The sequence below is a fragment of the Janthinobacterium sp. SUN118 genome, from assembly GCF_030397695.1.
In the GTDB taxonomy this organism is placed as follows: domain Bacteria; phylum Pseudomonadota; class Gammaproteobacteria; order Burkholderiales; family Burkholderiaceae_D; genus Janthinobacterium.
Genome location: NZ_JAPUBV010000001.1, coordinates 2,545,247 through 2,560,503, shown reverse-complemented (window position 1 = coordinate 2,560,503; position 15,257 = coordinate 2,545,247). Strand labels below are relative to the sequence as shown.

18 protein-coding genes are annotated in these 15,257 nt (G+C 65.6%); 7 read left to right on the top strand and 11 right to left on the bottom strand.

The window, feature by feature from the left end:
* Window positions 1–90: 90 nt before the first annotated feature.
* Both O0880_RS11490 and O0880_RS11485 read right to left on the bottom strand, forming a co-directional pair.
* On the bottom strand, window positions 91–429 hold the full coding sequence (locus tag O0880_RS11490; protein WP_289886550.1) for a hypothetical protein: 339 nt from the start codon (window positions 427–429) through the stop codon (window positions 91–93).
* A 13-nt stretch (window positions 430–442) separates the two neighbouring features.
* Entirely contained in the window at window positions 443–706 is a 264-nt protein-coding gene (locus O0880_RS11485) for a DUF378 domain-containing protein (RefSeq protein WP_289886549.1), read from the bottom strand.
* A gap of 358 nt (window positions 707–1,064) precedes the next feature.
* Here O0880_RS11485 and O0880_RS11480 point away from each other — a divergent pair, with 358 nt between their 5' ends.
* Window positions 1,065–2,498, top strand: a complete 1,434-nt coding sequence (locus O0880_RS11480; protein WP_289886548.1) for a methyl-accepting chemotaxis protein — start codon at window positions 1,065–1,067, stop codon at window positions 2,496–2,498.
* Window positions 2,499–2,506: 8 nt separating this feature from the next.
* Here the strand turns inward: O0880_RS11480 and O0880_RS11475 are convergent, their stop codons facing one another.
* Together O0880_RS11475 and O0880_RS11470 are read right to left on the bottom strand one after the other, a co-directional pair.
* Window positions 2,507–3,031, bottom strand: a complete 525-nt coding sequence (locus O0880_RS11475) for a GNAT family N-acetyltransferase (RefSeq protein WP_289886547.1) — start codon at window positions 3,029–3,031, stop codon at window positions 2,507–2,509.
* Between the two features lie 7 nt (window positions 3,032–3,038).
* Complete coding sequence (locus O0880_RS11470; RefSeq protein WP_289886546.1) at window positions 3,039–3,611, bottom strand: helix-turn-helix transcriptional regulator; 573 nt, start codon at window positions 3,609–3,611, stop codon at window positions 3,039–3,041.
* Window positions 3,612–3,727: 116 nt separating this feature from the next.
* On the opposite strand from O0880_RS11470, the gene O0880_RS11465 reads away from it, so the two are divergent.
* Complete coding sequence (locus tag O0880_RS11465) at window positions 3,728–4,825, top strand: NAD(P)H-dependent oxidoreductase (RefSeq protein ID WP_289886545.1); 1,098 nt, start codon at window positions 3,728–3,730, stop codon at window positions 4,823–4,825.
* 248 nt (window positions 4,826–5,073) lie between these two features.
* Here O0880_RS11465 and O0880_RS11460 read toward each other — a convergent pair whose 3' ends face one another.
* Window positions 5,074–5,976 (bottom strand): LysR family transcriptional regulator, encoded by a 903-nt coding sequence (locus tag O0880_RS11460; protein ID WP_289886544.1) that lies wholly within the window; start codon window positions 5,974–5,976, stop codon window positions 5,074–5,076.
* Window positions 5,977–6,094: 118 nt separating this feature from the next.
* Here O0880_RS11460 and O0880_RS11455 point away from each other — a divergent pair, with 118 nt between their 5' ends.
* The 4 genes from O0880_RS11455 (at window position 6,095) to O0880_RS11440 (ending at window position 10,105) form a co-directional block, all read left to right on the top strand.
* The gene (locus O0880_RS11455) at window positions 6,095–7,171 is read left to right on the top strand and encodes a YeiH family protein (protein WP_289886543.1); all 1,077 of its coding nucleotides are present in this window, start codon (window positions 6,095–6,097) and stop codon (window positions 7,169–7,171) included.
* 103 nt (window positions 7,172–7,274) lie between these two features.
* Window positions 7,275–8,288, top strand: coding sequence for a MerR family transcriptional regulator (locus tag O0880_RS11450; RefSeq protein ID WP_083412132.1), 1,014 nt, complete (start codon window positions 7,275–7,277; stop codon window positions 8,286–8,288).
* Complete coding sequence (locus tag O0880_RS11445; RefSeq protein WP_289886542.1) at window positions 8,281–9,348, top strand: FAD-dependent oxidoreductase; 1,068 nt, start codon at window positions 8,281–8,283, stop codon at window positions 9,346–9,348. Before O0880_RS11450 ends, O0880_RS11445 begins: the two co-directional genes overlap by 8 nt.
* Before the next feature lie 115 nt (window positions 9,349–9,463).
* Window positions 9,464–10,105, top strand: coding sequence for a LysE family translocator (locus O0880_RS11440; protein WP_289886541.1), 642 nt, complete (start codon window positions 9,464–9,466; stop codon window positions 10,103–10,105).
* 9 nt (window positions 10,106–10,114) lie between these two features.
* On the opposite strand, the gene O0880_RS11435 is transcribed toward O0880_RS11440, so the two are convergent.
* Window positions 10,115–10,879, bottom strand: a complete 765-nt coding sequence (locus tag O0880_RS11435; protein WP_289886540.1) for an alpha/beta hydrolase — start codon at window positions 10,877–10,879, stop codon at window positions 10,115–10,117.
* Between the two features lie 88 nt (window positions 10,880–10,967).
* Between O0880_RS11435 and O0880_RS11430 the strand changes: the two genes are divergently transcribed.
* On the top strand, window positions 10,968–11,726 hold the full coding sequence (locus O0880_RS11430) for a helix-turn-helix transcriptional regulator (protein ID WP_289886539.1): 759 nt from the start codon (window positions 10,968–10,970) through the stop codon (window positions 11,724–11,726).
* Here the strand turns inward: O0880_RS11430 and O0880_RS11425 are convergent.
* The 5 genes from O0880_RS11425 to O0880_RS11405 all read right to left on the bottom strand — a co-directional run bounded on the left by O0880_RS11425 (window position 11,723) and on the right by O0880_RS11405 (window position 15,150).
* On the bottom strand, window positions 11,723–12,364 hold the full coding sequence (locus O0880_RS11425) for a CatA-like O-acetyltransferase (RefSeq protein WP_289886538.1): 642 nt from the start codon (window positions 12,362–12,364) through the stop codon (window positions 11,723–11,725). The two genes, O0880_RS11430 and O0880_RS11425, sit on opposite strands and share 4 nt — an antisense overlap.
* 52 nt (window positions 12,365–12,416) lie before the next feature.
* Entirely contained in the window at window positions 12,417–12,839 is a 423-nt protein-coding gene (locus tag O0880_RS11420) for an ankyrin repeat domain-containing protein (RefSeq protein WP_289886537.1), read from the bottom strand.
* The gene (locus O0880_RS11415; RefSeq protein ID WP_289886536.1) at window positions 12,836–14,053 is read right to left on the bottom strand and encodes an MFS transporter; all 1,218 of its coding nucleotides are present in this window, start codon (window positions 14,051–14,053) and stop codon (window positions 12,836–12,838) included. Before O0880_RS11415 ends, O0880_RS11420 begins: the two co-directional genes overlap by 4 nt.
* A 92-nt stretch (window positions 14,054–14,145) precedes the next feature.
* On the bottom strand, window positions 14,146–14,700 hold the full coding sequence (locus O0880_RS11410) for a GNAT family N-acetyltransferase (RefSeq protein WP_289886535.1): 555 nt from the start codon (window positions 14,698–14,700) through the stop codon (window positions 14,146–14,148).
* A 162-nt stretch (window positions 14,701–14,862) separates the two neighbouring features.
* Entirely contained in the window at window positions 14,863–15,150 is a 288-nt protein-coding gene (locus O0880_RS11405; protein WP_289886534.1) for a pentapeptide MXKDX repeat protein, read from the bottom strand.
* Window positions 15,151–15,257 lie beyond the last annotated feature (107 nt).

Sequence of the window (15,257 nt, the reverse complement as noted above, 5' to 3'; positions counted from 1 at the left end):
CGGCCGCGCCGCAGACCGGCAAGCCGTGCGAGGCCACGCCTGCTGGAAGCAAGGCCCCGCATCAAGCCACAGGAGCCACGTCGCGCCGGGTCAGGCTCCCAGCGCCTGCAATACGCCCTTGCGCTTCTTGTGCGCCATTTCATAGGCACGCAAACGCTTGAGGTCGGCAGCGGACAGCCCCTCCAGCTTGCCGCGTATCTGCGCCGCCGTCAGGTGCTGGTAGCCGTCGATGGGCAGCTCCGGCGTCCCACCCTTGCCCGTTGGCTTGCCGACCCGTGGCATGAGCGTTTCGCCCGCTTGCGCTCTTTGCTTGTTCACGATGCGGGCGGCGACTTCTTCCTCGCGGCCCCGATAGCGCCCTTCCTGCTTGAAATCCTTTTCCAGCTTCCTGAATTCGCGTTCACGCTTGGGATGGGCGCCGACAGGCATGGCAGCTCTCCCGTCATGGCTTGGACGGCAGCTTGCGCACGCACAGATAGATCGAATACAGGGCAGCCAGGCCCACCAACACATAGACGGTGCGCGACGCCATCGTCACGTCGCCGAGCAGGCGCGCCACGACGTCGATATCGAACAGGCCCACCAGGCCCCAGTTCAAGCCGCCCACGATCAGCAGCACCATGGCCACCCAGTCCAGGGCATTCAGGCGCGTGGCCATGAGTTCCGTGCGTGCCGTCCCTTCCGTACCCGATTGAATATTCGCCATCTCGGTCTCCTGTTGCGGTTAATATTGCATTTAAGTTACGGTTGACAATCGCGATGCCGCCGGCAGGCATGCGCCAGCGGGCCAGGATTGGAGTGTAGGCGTGGCGGCTCAAATGGCTAGTCAGACAATCCCGCCCGAATCAGTAGGAAAACTCCTGATTCATTGCCGTGATTCGTTCCGACATGCAGTCGTCATCTGTTGCTGAATAATCAGCAACAAATTCCAATATGGAAATATTTATAGATTACTTAGTACCGCACTGCTACACTCATTTCACCCCAGCAATGTCAGGGGCAATCGCGCCGCGCCATGCCGTCCGCATGGGAAGTGGCCACCATGGGACAACCGCTGAGGGGACATGAAACTTTCCAACATCCGTATCGGAGCACGCCTGACAACAGGCTTCTTGCTGGCATCGCTGTTGCTGGCCATCGTCGTGATCATCAGCACCTGGCAACTATCCACGGTCAGCGGGGAAATCGACGCCAGCGTGAACCAGCGCTATGCGCGCATCGAACAATTGCACGCCTTGCGCAACTCCACGCAGGCAGATCCGGCGACCCTGCGCGACATCGACCGGCAGATCGCGGCCCAGTCCACCCTCATGCGCGAAGCGGCCGGCGCGGCTGTGACGCGGGCGCGCAATACCAGCATGCTGATCATTGCACTGGGCGTGATCGGCGGCGTGCTGAGTCTGCTTACGGCCTGGTTCATCAGCAGCGGCATCGTGCGCCCGCTGCGCCACGCCGTCAAAGTGGCCCGCAAGGTGGCCGGCGGCGACCTGAGCGACAATATCCGCGTCGAATCCAGCGATGAAGTGGGCCAGTTGCTGCAGGCGCTGAAAGACATGACGGCCAGCCTGACCGCCATCGTCGGCGAGGTGCGCGGCGGCACGCACGACATCGCGGGCGCCTCGGGCGAGATCGCCGCCGGCAATCTCGACCTGTCGCAGCGCACGCAGGCGCAGGCCAGTTCTCTGGAGCAGACGGCCGCATCGATGGAGGAATTGACGGGCACCGTCAAGCAGAATGCCGATAACGCGCGGCAAGCCAACCAGCTGGCGCTCTCGGCGGCCGAGGTGGCGGGCAAAGGCGGCAAGGTGGTGGCGCAGGTGGTCGAGACCATGAGCTCGATCAATGCCTCGTCGAAAAAGATAGTCGATATCATCGGCGTCATCGACGCCATCGCCTTCCAGACGAATATCCTGGCACTGAATGCGGCCGTGGAAGCGGCGCGCGCGGGCGAACAGGGACGCGGCTTTGCCGTCGTGGCCAGCGAAGTGCGCACCCTGGCGCAGCGTTCGGCCGGCGCGGCCAGGGAAATCAAGCAGCTGATCGGCGACTCCGTCGAGCGCGTGGATGCGGGCGCGCGCCTGGTCGACACGGCGGGCGCCACCATGCGCGATATCGTTGCCAGCGTGCACCGCGTGACGGACATCATGGGTGAAATCAGCATGGCCAGCGGCGAGCAATTGTCGGGCATCGAGCAAGTCAATGCCGCCATCGTACAGATGGAACACGTGACGCAACAAAACGCCGCGCTGGTGGAACAGGCGTCAACGGCGGCCGCCAGCATGCAGCAGCGCGCCACGCAGCTGTCGGGCACGGTGGGCATCTTCAAGCTGGGCCATGCGCCGGCGTTGACGCCTGCGCATGCGGCGCACGGCATCAGCCTGGCCACGGCGCAGACGCAGACGCAGACGCAGACGCAGACGCAGCAAAGCACCACCCAGCCCATGGTGTCAACACCGTCGGCGCGCCGCCCTGCTGTTAGAGCGCGGCTGAAAGCCTGAGTTCCCCGCTACAGCAGCTTGTACATGATGGTGGTGGCGTCGAGCCGCTCGCCGGCCGGCGCCAGCGCATAGCCGGGGATGCTGCCGGCCACCACGTAGCCCAGCGACAAGTACAACGGTTCCGCATGGTCATCGCTGCGCGTGTCGAGCGTCAGCAGGCTGCGCGGCAGCAGCCGCGCCTGCGCTTCCAGCGCCTGCATCAGCAAGCGGGCGATGCCGCGCCGGCGAAACGCCGGATGCACGAGCAGCTTGCGCACCTCGGCCCGGTGCGCCTGGTTGGGGTTGGTATCCCAGTCCAGCTGCACGGCGCCCGCCACCTGTCCGTCCACCTCGGCCACCAGCAGCAGGCGCACGCCGCGCGTCACGGCCGGCAGCACGTTGTCCGCCCAGAACCCCTGGCTGGCCGCCGCATCGAAGGGCAGGATAAAACCGATGCTGGCGCCATCATGCACGCATGCCTGCAGCAGCGCGCCCAGTTCCGGCAGGCGCGCAAGAATATCCGTGGAGCTGAAAAGTCGTAGTGATGGATGCATGGCGGCCTCAGACGATGAACAGGAAATAGCGTGCGCCGCTGTCGGGCGGCGTGACGAAGGCGCTGGCGCCGTGCAACTGGTAGCGCAGGCAATCGCCGGCCAGCAAGTCGTGGGATTTGCCATCGACGGTCACGTTCAACTTGCCCTCCTGCAGCAGCAGATGGTGTTCCATGCCGGGCCGCGGCGAGGCGGCGTAGGCGATCGTCACGCCCGCATCGAGTTCGCATTCGAGCGCCTCGCCGGCCAACGCGCGCGATGGCGGCGAGACGCAGCGGCGGCGAAAGCCCGTGTCCGGGTCGCTCCACACGCTTTGCTGGGCACGCCGCAGCACGGGCGGGAAATCGTCTTCCACCATGCGCAGCAGGCGCGACATGGCCAGACCATAGGCGGCGCACAGCTTGCCCAGCACGCTCGTCGTGGGACTGACTTCGCCGTTTTCCAGGCGTGACAATGTCGCGCGACTGACCTGGCTGGCGCCGGCCAGCTGGTCCAGCGACCAGCCCCGCTCCACGCGCAGCTGTTTCAGGCGCGCCGCCAGCCGCTGTTCCGTATCGTTATCGAGCAATGCATGATTTTCCATATATGGGAATTTATCCCTAAAGTGGAATTTCGTCAAGCCCGCCCGCACCGTTGCTCAACGCACAGACCGCGGGCCGCCCATGCGGCAGCATGGCTCCATCCCACCAAGGAGAAGCCATGTCCGCCACTCCCGTCACCCCCGTCGTTCCCGTACCGCGCCAGGGCCAGGCGCCCGATTCCCTGGGCCGTGTCGAATTCCACCTGCAATTCATCCGCTCGTTTGCCGATCCCACCTTCGATGCCGTACGCGGCGCCCTCGTGCAGGTGGAAGAAGTGGCGTGGAACAACTACAAGGAGGGCCGCAAGGCGCCTCTCACGCAAAAGGCGGGACCTGGCTTTGCGGACCCCGACTACGATATCTCGGTGGAATGGATGGCCACGCGCAACCGTTTACTGGCGGCCCAGGCGCGTCAGCAAGACCCGGCCACACCGTCGCGCGTGCTGTTGATCTGCGGCGCGGCGCGCAATGACGGTTCTTGCCCAGGTGAAATTTCGAAGACGTGGCGCATGACGCAGTGGGCCAAAGAGGTGCTGCTGGCGGACGAGATCGAGGCCGACGTGCTCGACCTGAGCCTGCTGACCTCCTCGTACGACTTGCACATTCACCCGTGCAAGGGCTGTGTCTCGACGGCCATGCCGCTGTGCCACTGGCCGTGCAGCTGCTACCCGAACCATGGCGAACGCCAGACGAACGACTGGATGGCGGAAATCTACGAGCGCTGGACGGCCGCGCATGCCGTCATCATCCTCACGCCCGTGTACTGGTACCAGACGCCCAGCGTGCTGAAACTGATGATAGACAGGCTCGTATGTGCCGACGGCGGCAACCCGGACCCGACCAGCACGCATGGCAAGAAAGCCGTGGAAGCGAAAGCGCTGGAGCTGCAAGGCTGGGATTATCCAAAACACCTGGCCGGGCGCGCGTATGGCCTCGTCGTGCATGGCGACGTGGCCGGCATCGAAGGCGTGCGACGCGGCCTGTCGGACTGGCTGGACTGGATGGGCCTGGTCGACGCGGGCGCCAAGTCACGGCTGGACCGCTACATCGGTTATTACGACAGCTACGCGCAAAGCCATGAAACGCTGGACCGCGACACGGCCATGCAGGAGGAAGTGCGCAACGTGGCGCGCGCCGTGGCCGTAGCCGTCAAGCGGCTACGCGCAGGCACCCTGGCGCCACCCGATGCGAAGCTGGCGCCGCCACGACCCAAGTAGGCGACTGCCAGCAGCTCAGCGCATAGCGCGCCCGGATGCCGGCAAGCTGCCGCAAGAAAGATAGACCCAGAGCAACTACGACTGACTACGAGCTGGACGAGCGTGCCCTGTAACGCTTGTCCTGTAACAAACAACAACAACAACAACAACAACAACAACAACAACAACAACAACAACAACAACAACAACAACAACAACAACAACACCCCCGCCGGCTCCCGTGACAATGGCCGCGACCGCGCAACGAACTAGCCCGCCATGCGCGAAGCGTGGCGGCACAGCTCCAGAAAGCCGGTCAGGCGCGGCGAGAGGATCTTTTTAGACTGACGTATCAGGTAAAAGTTGCGCTCCAGGGGCGGCAGCATGGTTTCCAGTTCCACCAGCTGCCCGCTGGCCAGCAAATCGGCCACGACCACGCGCGACAGGCAGGCGATGCCCAGGCCGGCCGCCGCGCCGTACTTGATGGCTTCCGAATTGCTGAATTCTCCCGCAGCGCGCAGATAATGCAAATACGGCACCAGCGCCTGCTCGACGGCCTCTCGCGTGCCCGAGCCCGCCTCGCGCAGCAGCCAGCCGGCCTGGTTCAATTCCGTAAAGCTGAGCAGGTGCCGCAGCTGCGCCAGCGGGTGCGTGGGCGCGGCCACGATCAGCATCTGGTCCGTCAGCCACGGCTCCACCAGCAAGCCCGGCTCGTGGCACGGCCCCTCGATCAGGCCGATATCGACCTGGAATGCGGCCACGGCGGCGGCGATGTCGGCCGTGTTGGCGATCGTCACCTGCGGGATGCTGCGCCCGTACTGCCGGGCCGCCTGCGCCAGGATCTGCGGCAGCAGATAGATGCCGATGGTGGTGCTGGCGCCGATCTGCAGGCTGACGGGCACGGACGGGTCGGCGCCCGCGAACTGGCGCTCGATGCTGGCGGCCGCGTCGCGCATCTGCCGCGCCTGCGGCAACAGCAAGCGGCCGTTGTCGTTGAGCAGCAATCGCTTGCCGACGCGGTCGAACAGCTGCGCGCCCAGCAGCGCTTCCAGTTCGTTCAGGGCCGCGCTGGTGGCCGATTGCGACAAAGCAATATGTTCCGCGGCCGCGCTGGTGCTGCCCGTGTCGGCGACGGCGAGAAAGATCTGCAATTGGCGTAAAGTTAATGACACGTTGCTGCCTCCTCAATTACCTATTTTTTAGGTTAAACATACAAAAACAATCCGTTTTACCATTTAATCACCGAACTGTACAGTCATGCCATACGAACACAGAACCATGGAGTACGGCATGTCATCCCTCTCGACCACCAACACCAGCACTGTCAGCGACCGCTATGGCCGCCTGCTGCCCGGCCTGCTACTAAGCGGCCTCATCGCCTATGGCGCCATCCAGCTGGGCAAGCTGGGCTGGATGCAAAGCCACGGCATGAGCGCGCTGACCCTGGCCATCATGCTCGGCATTATTCTCGGCAATAGCGTGTATGCGCGCCTGGCGCCCGCCTGCGGCGCCGGCGTGGCTTTTTCCAAGCAGACATTATTGCGCCTGGGCATCATCCTCTACGGTTTCCGCCTGACCTTCCAGGATATCGGCCAGGTGGGCCTGGCCGGCATCGCCATCGACGCGCTGGTGTTGACCTCCACGTTTGGCCTGGCCATGTTCCTCGGTACCAGGGTCTTCAAGCTCGAGCGCAACAGCGCCATCCTGATCGGCGCCGGCAGCTCGATCTGCGGCGCCGCGGCCGTGATGGCCACGGAACCCGTCGTGAAAGGCCGCAGCGAGGACGTCACCGTGGCCGTCTCGACGGTCGTGGTGTTCGGCACCATCGCCATCTTCCTGTACCCCTTGCTGTACCAGCTGAACCTGGGCTGGCATCTGCTGGGCGCCACGCCCACGGCCTTCGGCGTCTACATCGGATCGACCGTGCATGAAGTGGCGCAAGTGGTGGCCGCAGGCAAGTCGATCGGCCAGGAAGCGGCGAACGCGGCCGTGATCGCCAAGATGGTGCGCGTGATGATGCTGGCGCCCTTCCTCGTCATCCTGTCGGCGGTGCTGGCGCGCGGCAAGGCCAGGGCGGGCGGCGGCGACAAGGCGGCCAAGCTGGCCATTCCCTGGTTTGCCTTCATCTTCATTGCCGTGGTGGCCTTCAATTCGCTGGGCTTGCTGCCGGGCAGCATGGTGGCCACCATCACCGATATCGACACGGCCCTGCTGGCCATGGCCATGGCGGCCCTGGGACTGACGACGCATATGTCGGCCATCCGCCGCGCCGGCATCAAGCCGCTGCTGCTGGCCGGCCTGCTGTTCTGCTGGCTGATCGCCGGTGGCGCCGCCATCAACCATGTCGTGGCCAGCCTGTTCGCCTGAACGAAGTGACCCGCTTGATATCGCACAAGTAGCCGTGAATATCGCTTGCACAAGGAAATTGAACCGCTACAATGAAAAAATCACGGTTCATCAGCGGGTCATCATGACAGCATCGACCATATCGAACGAGGCGATTGGCAGCGTCGCCGACGATGGCGAACGCGGCGCGCTGCGCAGCGGCGCCGCCGCCCGGATGGCGGGCCTGCCCGTGGAAACCCTGCGCGTGTGGGAACGCCGCTACGGCATTTCTGCCACGCAGCGCACGGCCAGCGGCCAGCGCCTGTATTCGCCGGAGCAAGTCCAGCGCCTGGGCCTGATCAAGCAGTTGGCCGACCTCGGCCATGCCGTCGGCATGCTGGCCCGCCTGCCGCCAGACAGCCTGCAGCAACTGCTGATGCCGCTCGGCGCGCCTGGCGGCGTCCCGCCGCCGCGCCCCTTGCGTCTGGCACTCGTCGGCACCACCTTGCCGATGCGCATGTCCAGCGACTTGCGCGGCACGGCCACCTTGCCCGCCTGCGACGTGGTGCGCGTCTGCGACAGCCTGGCCGAGGCGCCGCAAGCCTTGCTGGGGGCGCGCGCCGACATCGTCATGCTTGAAATCGCCGAACTGTCCGACGAAGCCTTGCCGCTGATCCGCGCGGCGCGCCTGGCGGGCGCCGCCCGCACCGTCGTCGTGCTCTTCCATTTTGGCGCCAGCGCCACCATCGCCCACCTGCGTGCGCAGGACTGCCTGCTGGCGCGCGAACCGGCCGCGCCGGCCGACATCCTGCGCATGTGCGCCGGCGCCCTGGGCCATCCCGGCCCGGCAGCCGCGCCGCCCCCGCCAGCCGCGCTGCCCGTTCCGCCCTGCCGTTTCGACGCCCAGGCGCTGGCCGCCATCACGGCCGCCACCTCGACCGTGCAGTGCGAATGCCCGCGCCACCTGGCGGAAATCCTGTCGATGGTGGGCAGTTTCGAGCGCTACAGCCAGCACTGCGCCACGCGCCATCCGGACGATGCCCTGCTGCACCAGGACCTGGCCCACGCCACGGGCCAGGCCAGGGCCATGCTGGAACTGGCCATGGACCGGCTGGCGCGCGCCGAAGGCTTGCCCTTGCCCACGGAAACGCATGGATAAGCCGCACATGGCCGCGCCGCGCCACATCGCCGTCGTCGGCGCCGGCATCGCCGGCCTGTCGTGCGCCAGCGCCTTGCAGCACGCTGGCTGGCAAGTGAGCGTCTTCGATGCGGCGGGCACGGTGGCGGGCCGCATGGCCACGCGGCGCGCCGGGAATTGGCAATGCGACCACGGCGCCCAGTATTTCACGGCCCGCTCGGCCGCGTTTCGCGCCGAAGTGGCGCGCTGGCAACTGGCAGGCGTGGCCGCCCTGTGGACGCCGCGCCTGTGCCTGCTGGCGGCGGACGGCAGCGCGCATGCGCCGGCCGGCCCCGTCGAACGCTTCGTCGGCATGCCGCGCATGAACGCGCCGGCCCGCTGGCTGGCCAGCGGCCTGCCGCTGCACTTACAAACCACGATTACCGCCCTGCAGCGTGGCGTGGCTGGCTGGCAATTGCAAACGCGGCAACTGGGCTTGCTGGAAGCCGTCTACGATGGCGTCGTGCTGGCCATGCCCGCGCCGCAAGCCCTGCCCTTGCTGCAAGCCCATTCGCGCCGCCTGGCCAGCCTGGCGGCCGCCAGCGTCATGCAACCTTGCTGGGCCGTCATGGCCCGCTACGCGCAGCCGCTGGCCCTGCCGTTCGACGCCGCCTTCGTCAACCACGGCCCGCTGCGTTGGGTCGCGCGCAATAACAGCAAGCCGGGCCGCCATGGCCAGGAAAGCTGGCTGCTGCACGCGCAACCGGAATGGAGTGAAGCGCATCTGGACTGGTCCGCCGACCAGGTGGCCAAGGCGCTGCTGCACGCCTTCGCCCAGCTTGGCGGCGCGGCGCCGCTGGCATGGAGCACCCAGTGCTGGCAGCACGCGGCCCCGGCCGCCGGCCACGACGAACTGTTCGCCTGGCATGAGCGTTCGCGGCTGGGCCTGTGCGGCGACTGGCTGCAGGCGGGCACGGTGGAAGGCGCCTGGCTCAGCGGCCGCGCCCTGGCCGCGCATATCGCCGCCGCATCCCCATCGGGCGTGCCGAAGCCGGATCTGGCCCACAGCGTTCCCCATCCCGTGCTGCCCGTGCTCGTCTGACGCCGTGGCACGGTGGGCTGCGCCTGCCGGGGCCGCCGACGCGCGCGCGAAAAACTTCGTACAATAAGCATGTTTTGACTTTTCAATCCGGCCACGGCCCCATCCAGGAACATCCATGCATCTCTCGAACTGGCTGCTATTTTGCAGCGTTGCCCTGCTCGTCACGTTTTCGCCCGGCCCGGCCGTCCTGCTGGCCATCTCCAACGCCATCGCCGTCGGCCCGCGCCGCGCGATGATCAGCAGCATGGGCAATGGCTTTGGTTTGTTCATCATTTCCGGCGTGGCCATGGCCGGCATGGGCGTCGTGCTGGCCACCTCGGCCACGGCCTTCATGCTGCTGAAACTGGCTGGCGCCCTGTACCTGGTGTACCTGGGCATCAAGCAATGGCGCAGCAAGACCAGCATCGTGGCCGATGCGCCAGCGCTGCCGGGCACGGCGAATCCGAATTCGTTCTGGAAACTGTTCCGCCAGGGCTTGACGGTGGCGCTGACGAATCCGAAAGCCATCCTGTTCTTTTCGGCCCTGTTCCCGCAATTCATCACGCCGGGTGAGCCCGTGGGCATCCAGTTTGCCGTGCTGACGACCTCGTTTGTCGCCTGCGCCATGCTGGCCCATTTGTTTTACGCCAACCTGGCGCGCCTGCTGAAAAGCCAGCTGGCCACGCCGGGCCGCGCCAAGCTGTTCAACCGCATCTCGGGCGGCGCCTTCGTCTTGCTGGGCCTGAGCCTGCTGCGCCTGCGCGCCAAGGCGGCATAAGCGGCGCAGTTACTTTTCCTGCAAAAACGCCTCGATGCTGGCCGCCAGGGCCAGCGGCGTTTCATTCATCGGATAGTGTCCCGCATTGGCCAGCACCTCGAGTCTGGCCCGCGGGTACCACGCCAGGTACGTTCGGCGCATCAGCGCCGCATCGAAACGCGGGTCATGCTCGCCCGCCAGCGCCAGCAAGGGCAGCTGCGGACGCGCCGCCTTGACTTCCCCACTGAAATCCGTCTCGCTCCAGGCGAGGAAATAGGCGGCAAACGCGGCCGCATCCGAACTTGCCCAGGAATACGCCGCCTTCCAGTCCAGCCAGCTTGCAGGCAAGCGCGCGCCCGTGCTGCGGTCGATGATGGCGCGCCGCGCCGCCACGCTGCCGGGGGCGTCGAGAAACAGGGCGCGGGCCGCCGCCTCGAAGGCCACGCCGCAGCTGGGCACGGGCGCCACGGCCACCAGCTTGCGCAGGCGCAAGGGCGCCTGCAAGGCCAGTTTTTCCAGCACCATGCCGCCCATCGAATGGCCGACCACGCTGAAGGTGGCAAAGCCGAGCGCATCGGCCAGCGCCAGCGCGTCGCGCGCCACTTCGTCCACCGTGTAGTCGCCCGCCGCGCCACGCATGCCGCCATAGCCGCGGTTGTCCATGAAGACATAGCTGAAACTGGCGCCATCGAGGCCAGGCTCCATCGGCGCAAAGGCGTGCGCGTCGCCAAACCAGCCGTGCAGCACGAGGACGGCATGGGCGCCCGTGCCCACGCGATGATAGGTATTGTGCATCACTGCTCCCGAGTAGAAAACAGCCATGGTAAGGTCGCGCATGGCGGCCCGCTTTCGATGCCGGGTCAAATACTGTAGAGTTCGGGCCATGAGCGACTTTTATACGGAATCGCCGCGCGCGCTGATCGCCACCGCGCGCGACCATGCGTCCGGCGATATCTTTCCCAGCCATCAGCATGCACGTGGGCAATTCGCCTATGCGGCGCGGGGCGCCATCAGCGTGCACACGCCGCAAGGCAACTGGCTGGTGCCGCCGCAGCGCGCCTGCTGGGTGCCGGCCGGCCTGGCGCACGGCATGCGCATGCATGGCGCGGTGACCATGCTGAATGTCTTCATCGAGCCCGGCGCCGTGGTCCAGGCGGGCTTGCCGGCGCACTGCCAGGTGCTGGGCGCCTCGCCGCTGCTGCGCCAGCTGCTGGCCGACGCCGTCAAGGTCGATGCTTTATATGCGGCCGAATCGCGCGCCGGGCGCCTGATGGCCCTGCTGCTCGACGAAATCGCCGCCGCCACGCCCCTGCCCCTGAGCGCGCCGCTGCCGCGGGACGCCAGGCTGGCGCGGCTGTGTACTGAACTGTTCCGGCAACCGCGCATCGATGGCAGCCTGGACGCGATGGCGGCGCAGGCGGGCATGAGCCGGCGCACGTTTACGCGGCTGTTCCGCACCGAGACGGGGCTGGGCTTTGCCCAATGGCGCCAGCAAGCGTGCCTGCTGGCAGCCATCGCGCGCCTGGCCGACGGGCAAGCCGTCACGCGGATCGCGCTGGACCTGGGCTACGCCAGTCCCAGCGCCTTCACGGCCGCGTTCCGCCGCGTGCTGGGCCAGGCGCCCAGCGACTATCTGGTTTAAGAAATCATATCGGCGATGCGCCGCGCCAGCGCCTGCGCCAGCTTCTGGATGTGATAGCCGTCGACAAAACCATGGTGGGCTTGCACGGAAAACGGCAGCGTCATGCGGCCATCCTCTTGCGCAGGACCAAACCTGCCCCAGGTAAAGGTCGGGATATCGGCGTCGCGGTGGCGGTGGATCGGGTGCTCGATGGCCCGCATGTCCAGCCACGGCAGGCTGGTGATGAAGATATTGTTGCGCTGTTCGCGCTCGCTCATGCCCTCGCCCGTGTTGATCAGCTCGGAGCTGGTTTCGGCGATGCGTTTTGCTTCCAGGCTGCGCGCGATGAAGACGTCGAGCTGGTCCGTCATGGCGAAGCGCGTGTAGTTCAGGTTTTCGTCGCCATTGATGACGGTGTACGAGGCGGGGAAATCGTCGATCCTGATGACTTCATCCTGGTAGATGCGGTACATGAAATTGTCGATGTCCTTGACCGTGTTCAGGACGCAAAACAGGAAGAAGTGAAACACGGGAATCTGCCGCGCCTTGCAGTACGGACGGAAATCCGGCACGTCGAGCATGAAGTTGATGTTGACGAGGGGATTCTCGAACGCGCGGAACAAGTCATAGCGGTCGCGCCGCTTTTCAAAATTTTTCATGCGGCGAGTGTAGACGATGGGAGTATCGGCGGGCAAGTGCGCATGCCGGGAATTACCGTGTGAGAACCGGCGCATGGCGCGCCAGCAGCGCAGCGATCTGCCGGCCCGCCTCATCCTTGCGCTTGCGCGCGCGCAGCCTCGCCGTCAGCTCCATCCAGCCGGGAATGTCCGGGTCCGCGCCATGGCGCAGCAGCAAGCCGACCATTTCCGGGTAGTCGCCCTGCACGGCCAGGCATAACGGCGTCTCGCCTATCCGGTCTTGCTCATGCGCATTGACCTGCGCGCCGGCGCCCAGCAGCAGCTCGGCGGCATGGTAATGCTCGCCCTGGACGGCATAATGCAGCGGCGTGCAACTCAAGTCGTCAAACAGCCACGGCGGAAAACCGGCATCCAGCAGGCGCCGCATCTCCTTCATGTCCCCATCCTGTGCGGCGCGGTGCAGTTGTTCCCGCGCAAACCAGTCTTCCCCCGTCACGCCCGCAAACCCTTCTGCACCTTCCACGCCAGCGGCAAGGTCAGCAGCAACAGCGCCGCCAGCACCGTCAAGGCCGTCGGCACGCTCGTATGGTCGCCCAAGGCGCCGAACAGCACGGGCGACAGCGCGCCGCCGCCGATGGTGCCCGTGTAGAACAGGGCGAATGCCTGCTCGCGCTTGCCGGGCCCGGCCAGTTCCGGCACCACGCCATACAGCACGGACGAGGTGCCGTTGAGCGCCAGCCCCAGCAAGGGCAACATGGCCATGATGCCGGCCAGGGGCAGCCACAGGGCCGCGACGATGAGTACGGAAGTCATCGATTCCGTCAGCCACACGGTCTTCATCATGCCGATGCGCGCGCCCAGATAGCCGCACAGCAGCTTGCCGAAGGCGCCGCCGACGAACAGCAGGGACAAGGCCACGCCGATGCCAGCCGTGCCCGCGCCCTTGCTTTTCAATAAAAATGGCAGGAAGGTGAGAAAGCCCATGCGCACGGCGCTGTCCAGCGTGCCCGTGGCCAGCAGCGCGCGAAAGCCCCCTGCCGAACCGCTGCCCGCGATCGGTTTGAGCACTTTTTTCTGGATGGCTTGCAGCTCGCCGGGCTTCGGCAATAGCCACCACAGCAAGCCGGCCGCCGCCAGGCCCAGCAGGCCGATGAGGCTGACGCTGGCTTGCCAGCTGCACACCAGCAACAGCAGGCCCACCAGCGCGGGGATCAGGGTCTTGCCGATGTCGCCGGCGAAATTGTATTGCGACAGCGCTTCCTTCACGCCGCCGCCCGCCTCGTGCGTATCGGTGACGATGGACGAGGCCAGCGGATGCTGGGTGCTGGCGCCCAGTCCGCCCAGCAGCAAGGCCAGCAGCAATACGGCCAGGCCGCCCGCCTGCCCCGCGATCAGATAGGCGAGGCCAGCGAGCGCCGTGCCGCCCACCAGCATGCGCTCGCGCCCCCAGCGCCGCGCCATGCGGCTGGCCAGCAACTGGAAACCGGCCATCATGCCCGAATACGAGCCGCGCAGCAGCCCCACCATGGCGTAGCTGATGGCAAACTGCGCTTGCCAGATGGGCAAGAGCACATAGATGACATCGGTCAAGCCGTCATGCACGGCATGCGCGCCGCAGGCGGCGAACAGCGAGCGGCGGCGCAGGGATTTGTCGGAGATGGCGATGGCGTGCGGTTCGGGAGCAAGCGCGGTGGTGTGCGGATCGTTCATGGCTCTGCGGTTGAGTAGCGGGCGAAATGCATCGGAAGCGAGACGAAAGCAAGCAGTATACAAGTATCGGCCCATCCGCATGGCACGACAGCCTATCCTTGCGGATTGATCAGCGCATTGAGCACCATATCCTCCCATTTCCCGGCAATTTTCAGGTAGGCCCGGGCATAGCCTTCCCGTTCGAATCCCAGCCTTCCCAGCAGGCGTTCGCTCCTGACATTGGCAGGCATGTGGTTGGCCATGATGCGGTGCAGCCGAACGACCTCGAATACATGGCGGATGCCCGCCGCCGCCACTTCCTGCATCAGGCCGCGGCCTTCATATTCCCGGGCGATCGAATAGCCGAGATTGCAGGCCTGCAAAGGGCCCCTGACGATATTCGTGAAGTTACAGCCGGCAACCATCGTCTTCGCGGCCTTGTCGATGGCGATGAAATTGACGGCATGGCCATCAAGATACGCGCGGTAAGCCGCCTCGGCGCGCGAATGGCACGCCGCTGCAGTATGGAACTGGCTGTCGCGCTCCGGCTCCCACGGCGCCAGATGCCGTTTGTTCTCTTGCTGGTATGCATGCAGCAAACCGGCATTGTCGGGATGCAGCACGGTCAGGACAGTCCGTGGCGTTTCAAGCAAAGGCAGTGGCGGCATGGGCAGACTTGGTTTCCAGTAGTGCGCAGGGTGCGGGCCGGAGTCCGGCAAGGCGGCCGAAGGCAGCCATCGCCATGAACTCTGATGCATTGCACACTCCGCGTCAATACCCGCGCGGCATTGCGCCGCCACCAGAGGCGGCGCAATGCCGGCTATGCCAGCTTATTTGGCCATCGCATCCTTGGCCATGCCATCCTTTTTCATCTCATCCTTCTGCATGCCGTCTTTCGCCATGGCATCTTTTGCCATGCCATCCTTGGCCATGTGGTCTTTCTTCATGTGTTTCTTCGCCATCGGCTTGTGCATGCCATCCTTGCCCATGGCATCCTTGTGCATGGCGTCGGCCGAGGCCTCCTTGGCCATCGGGTCCTTCTTCATGGCGTCCTGGGCGAACGCGGCGCCCGACATGAGGATGGCGGAAGCGATGATGGCGGTGATCGTGGTTTTCATGATAAGTCCTTGTCTCAGTGTTGGATGGGCGAAATTGCCCGGTGGTAAAACTGTCGCTGTGCTGCCGGTAATGCCTGTTGCCAAATAACAGGAAGGTCGGGAGGTGT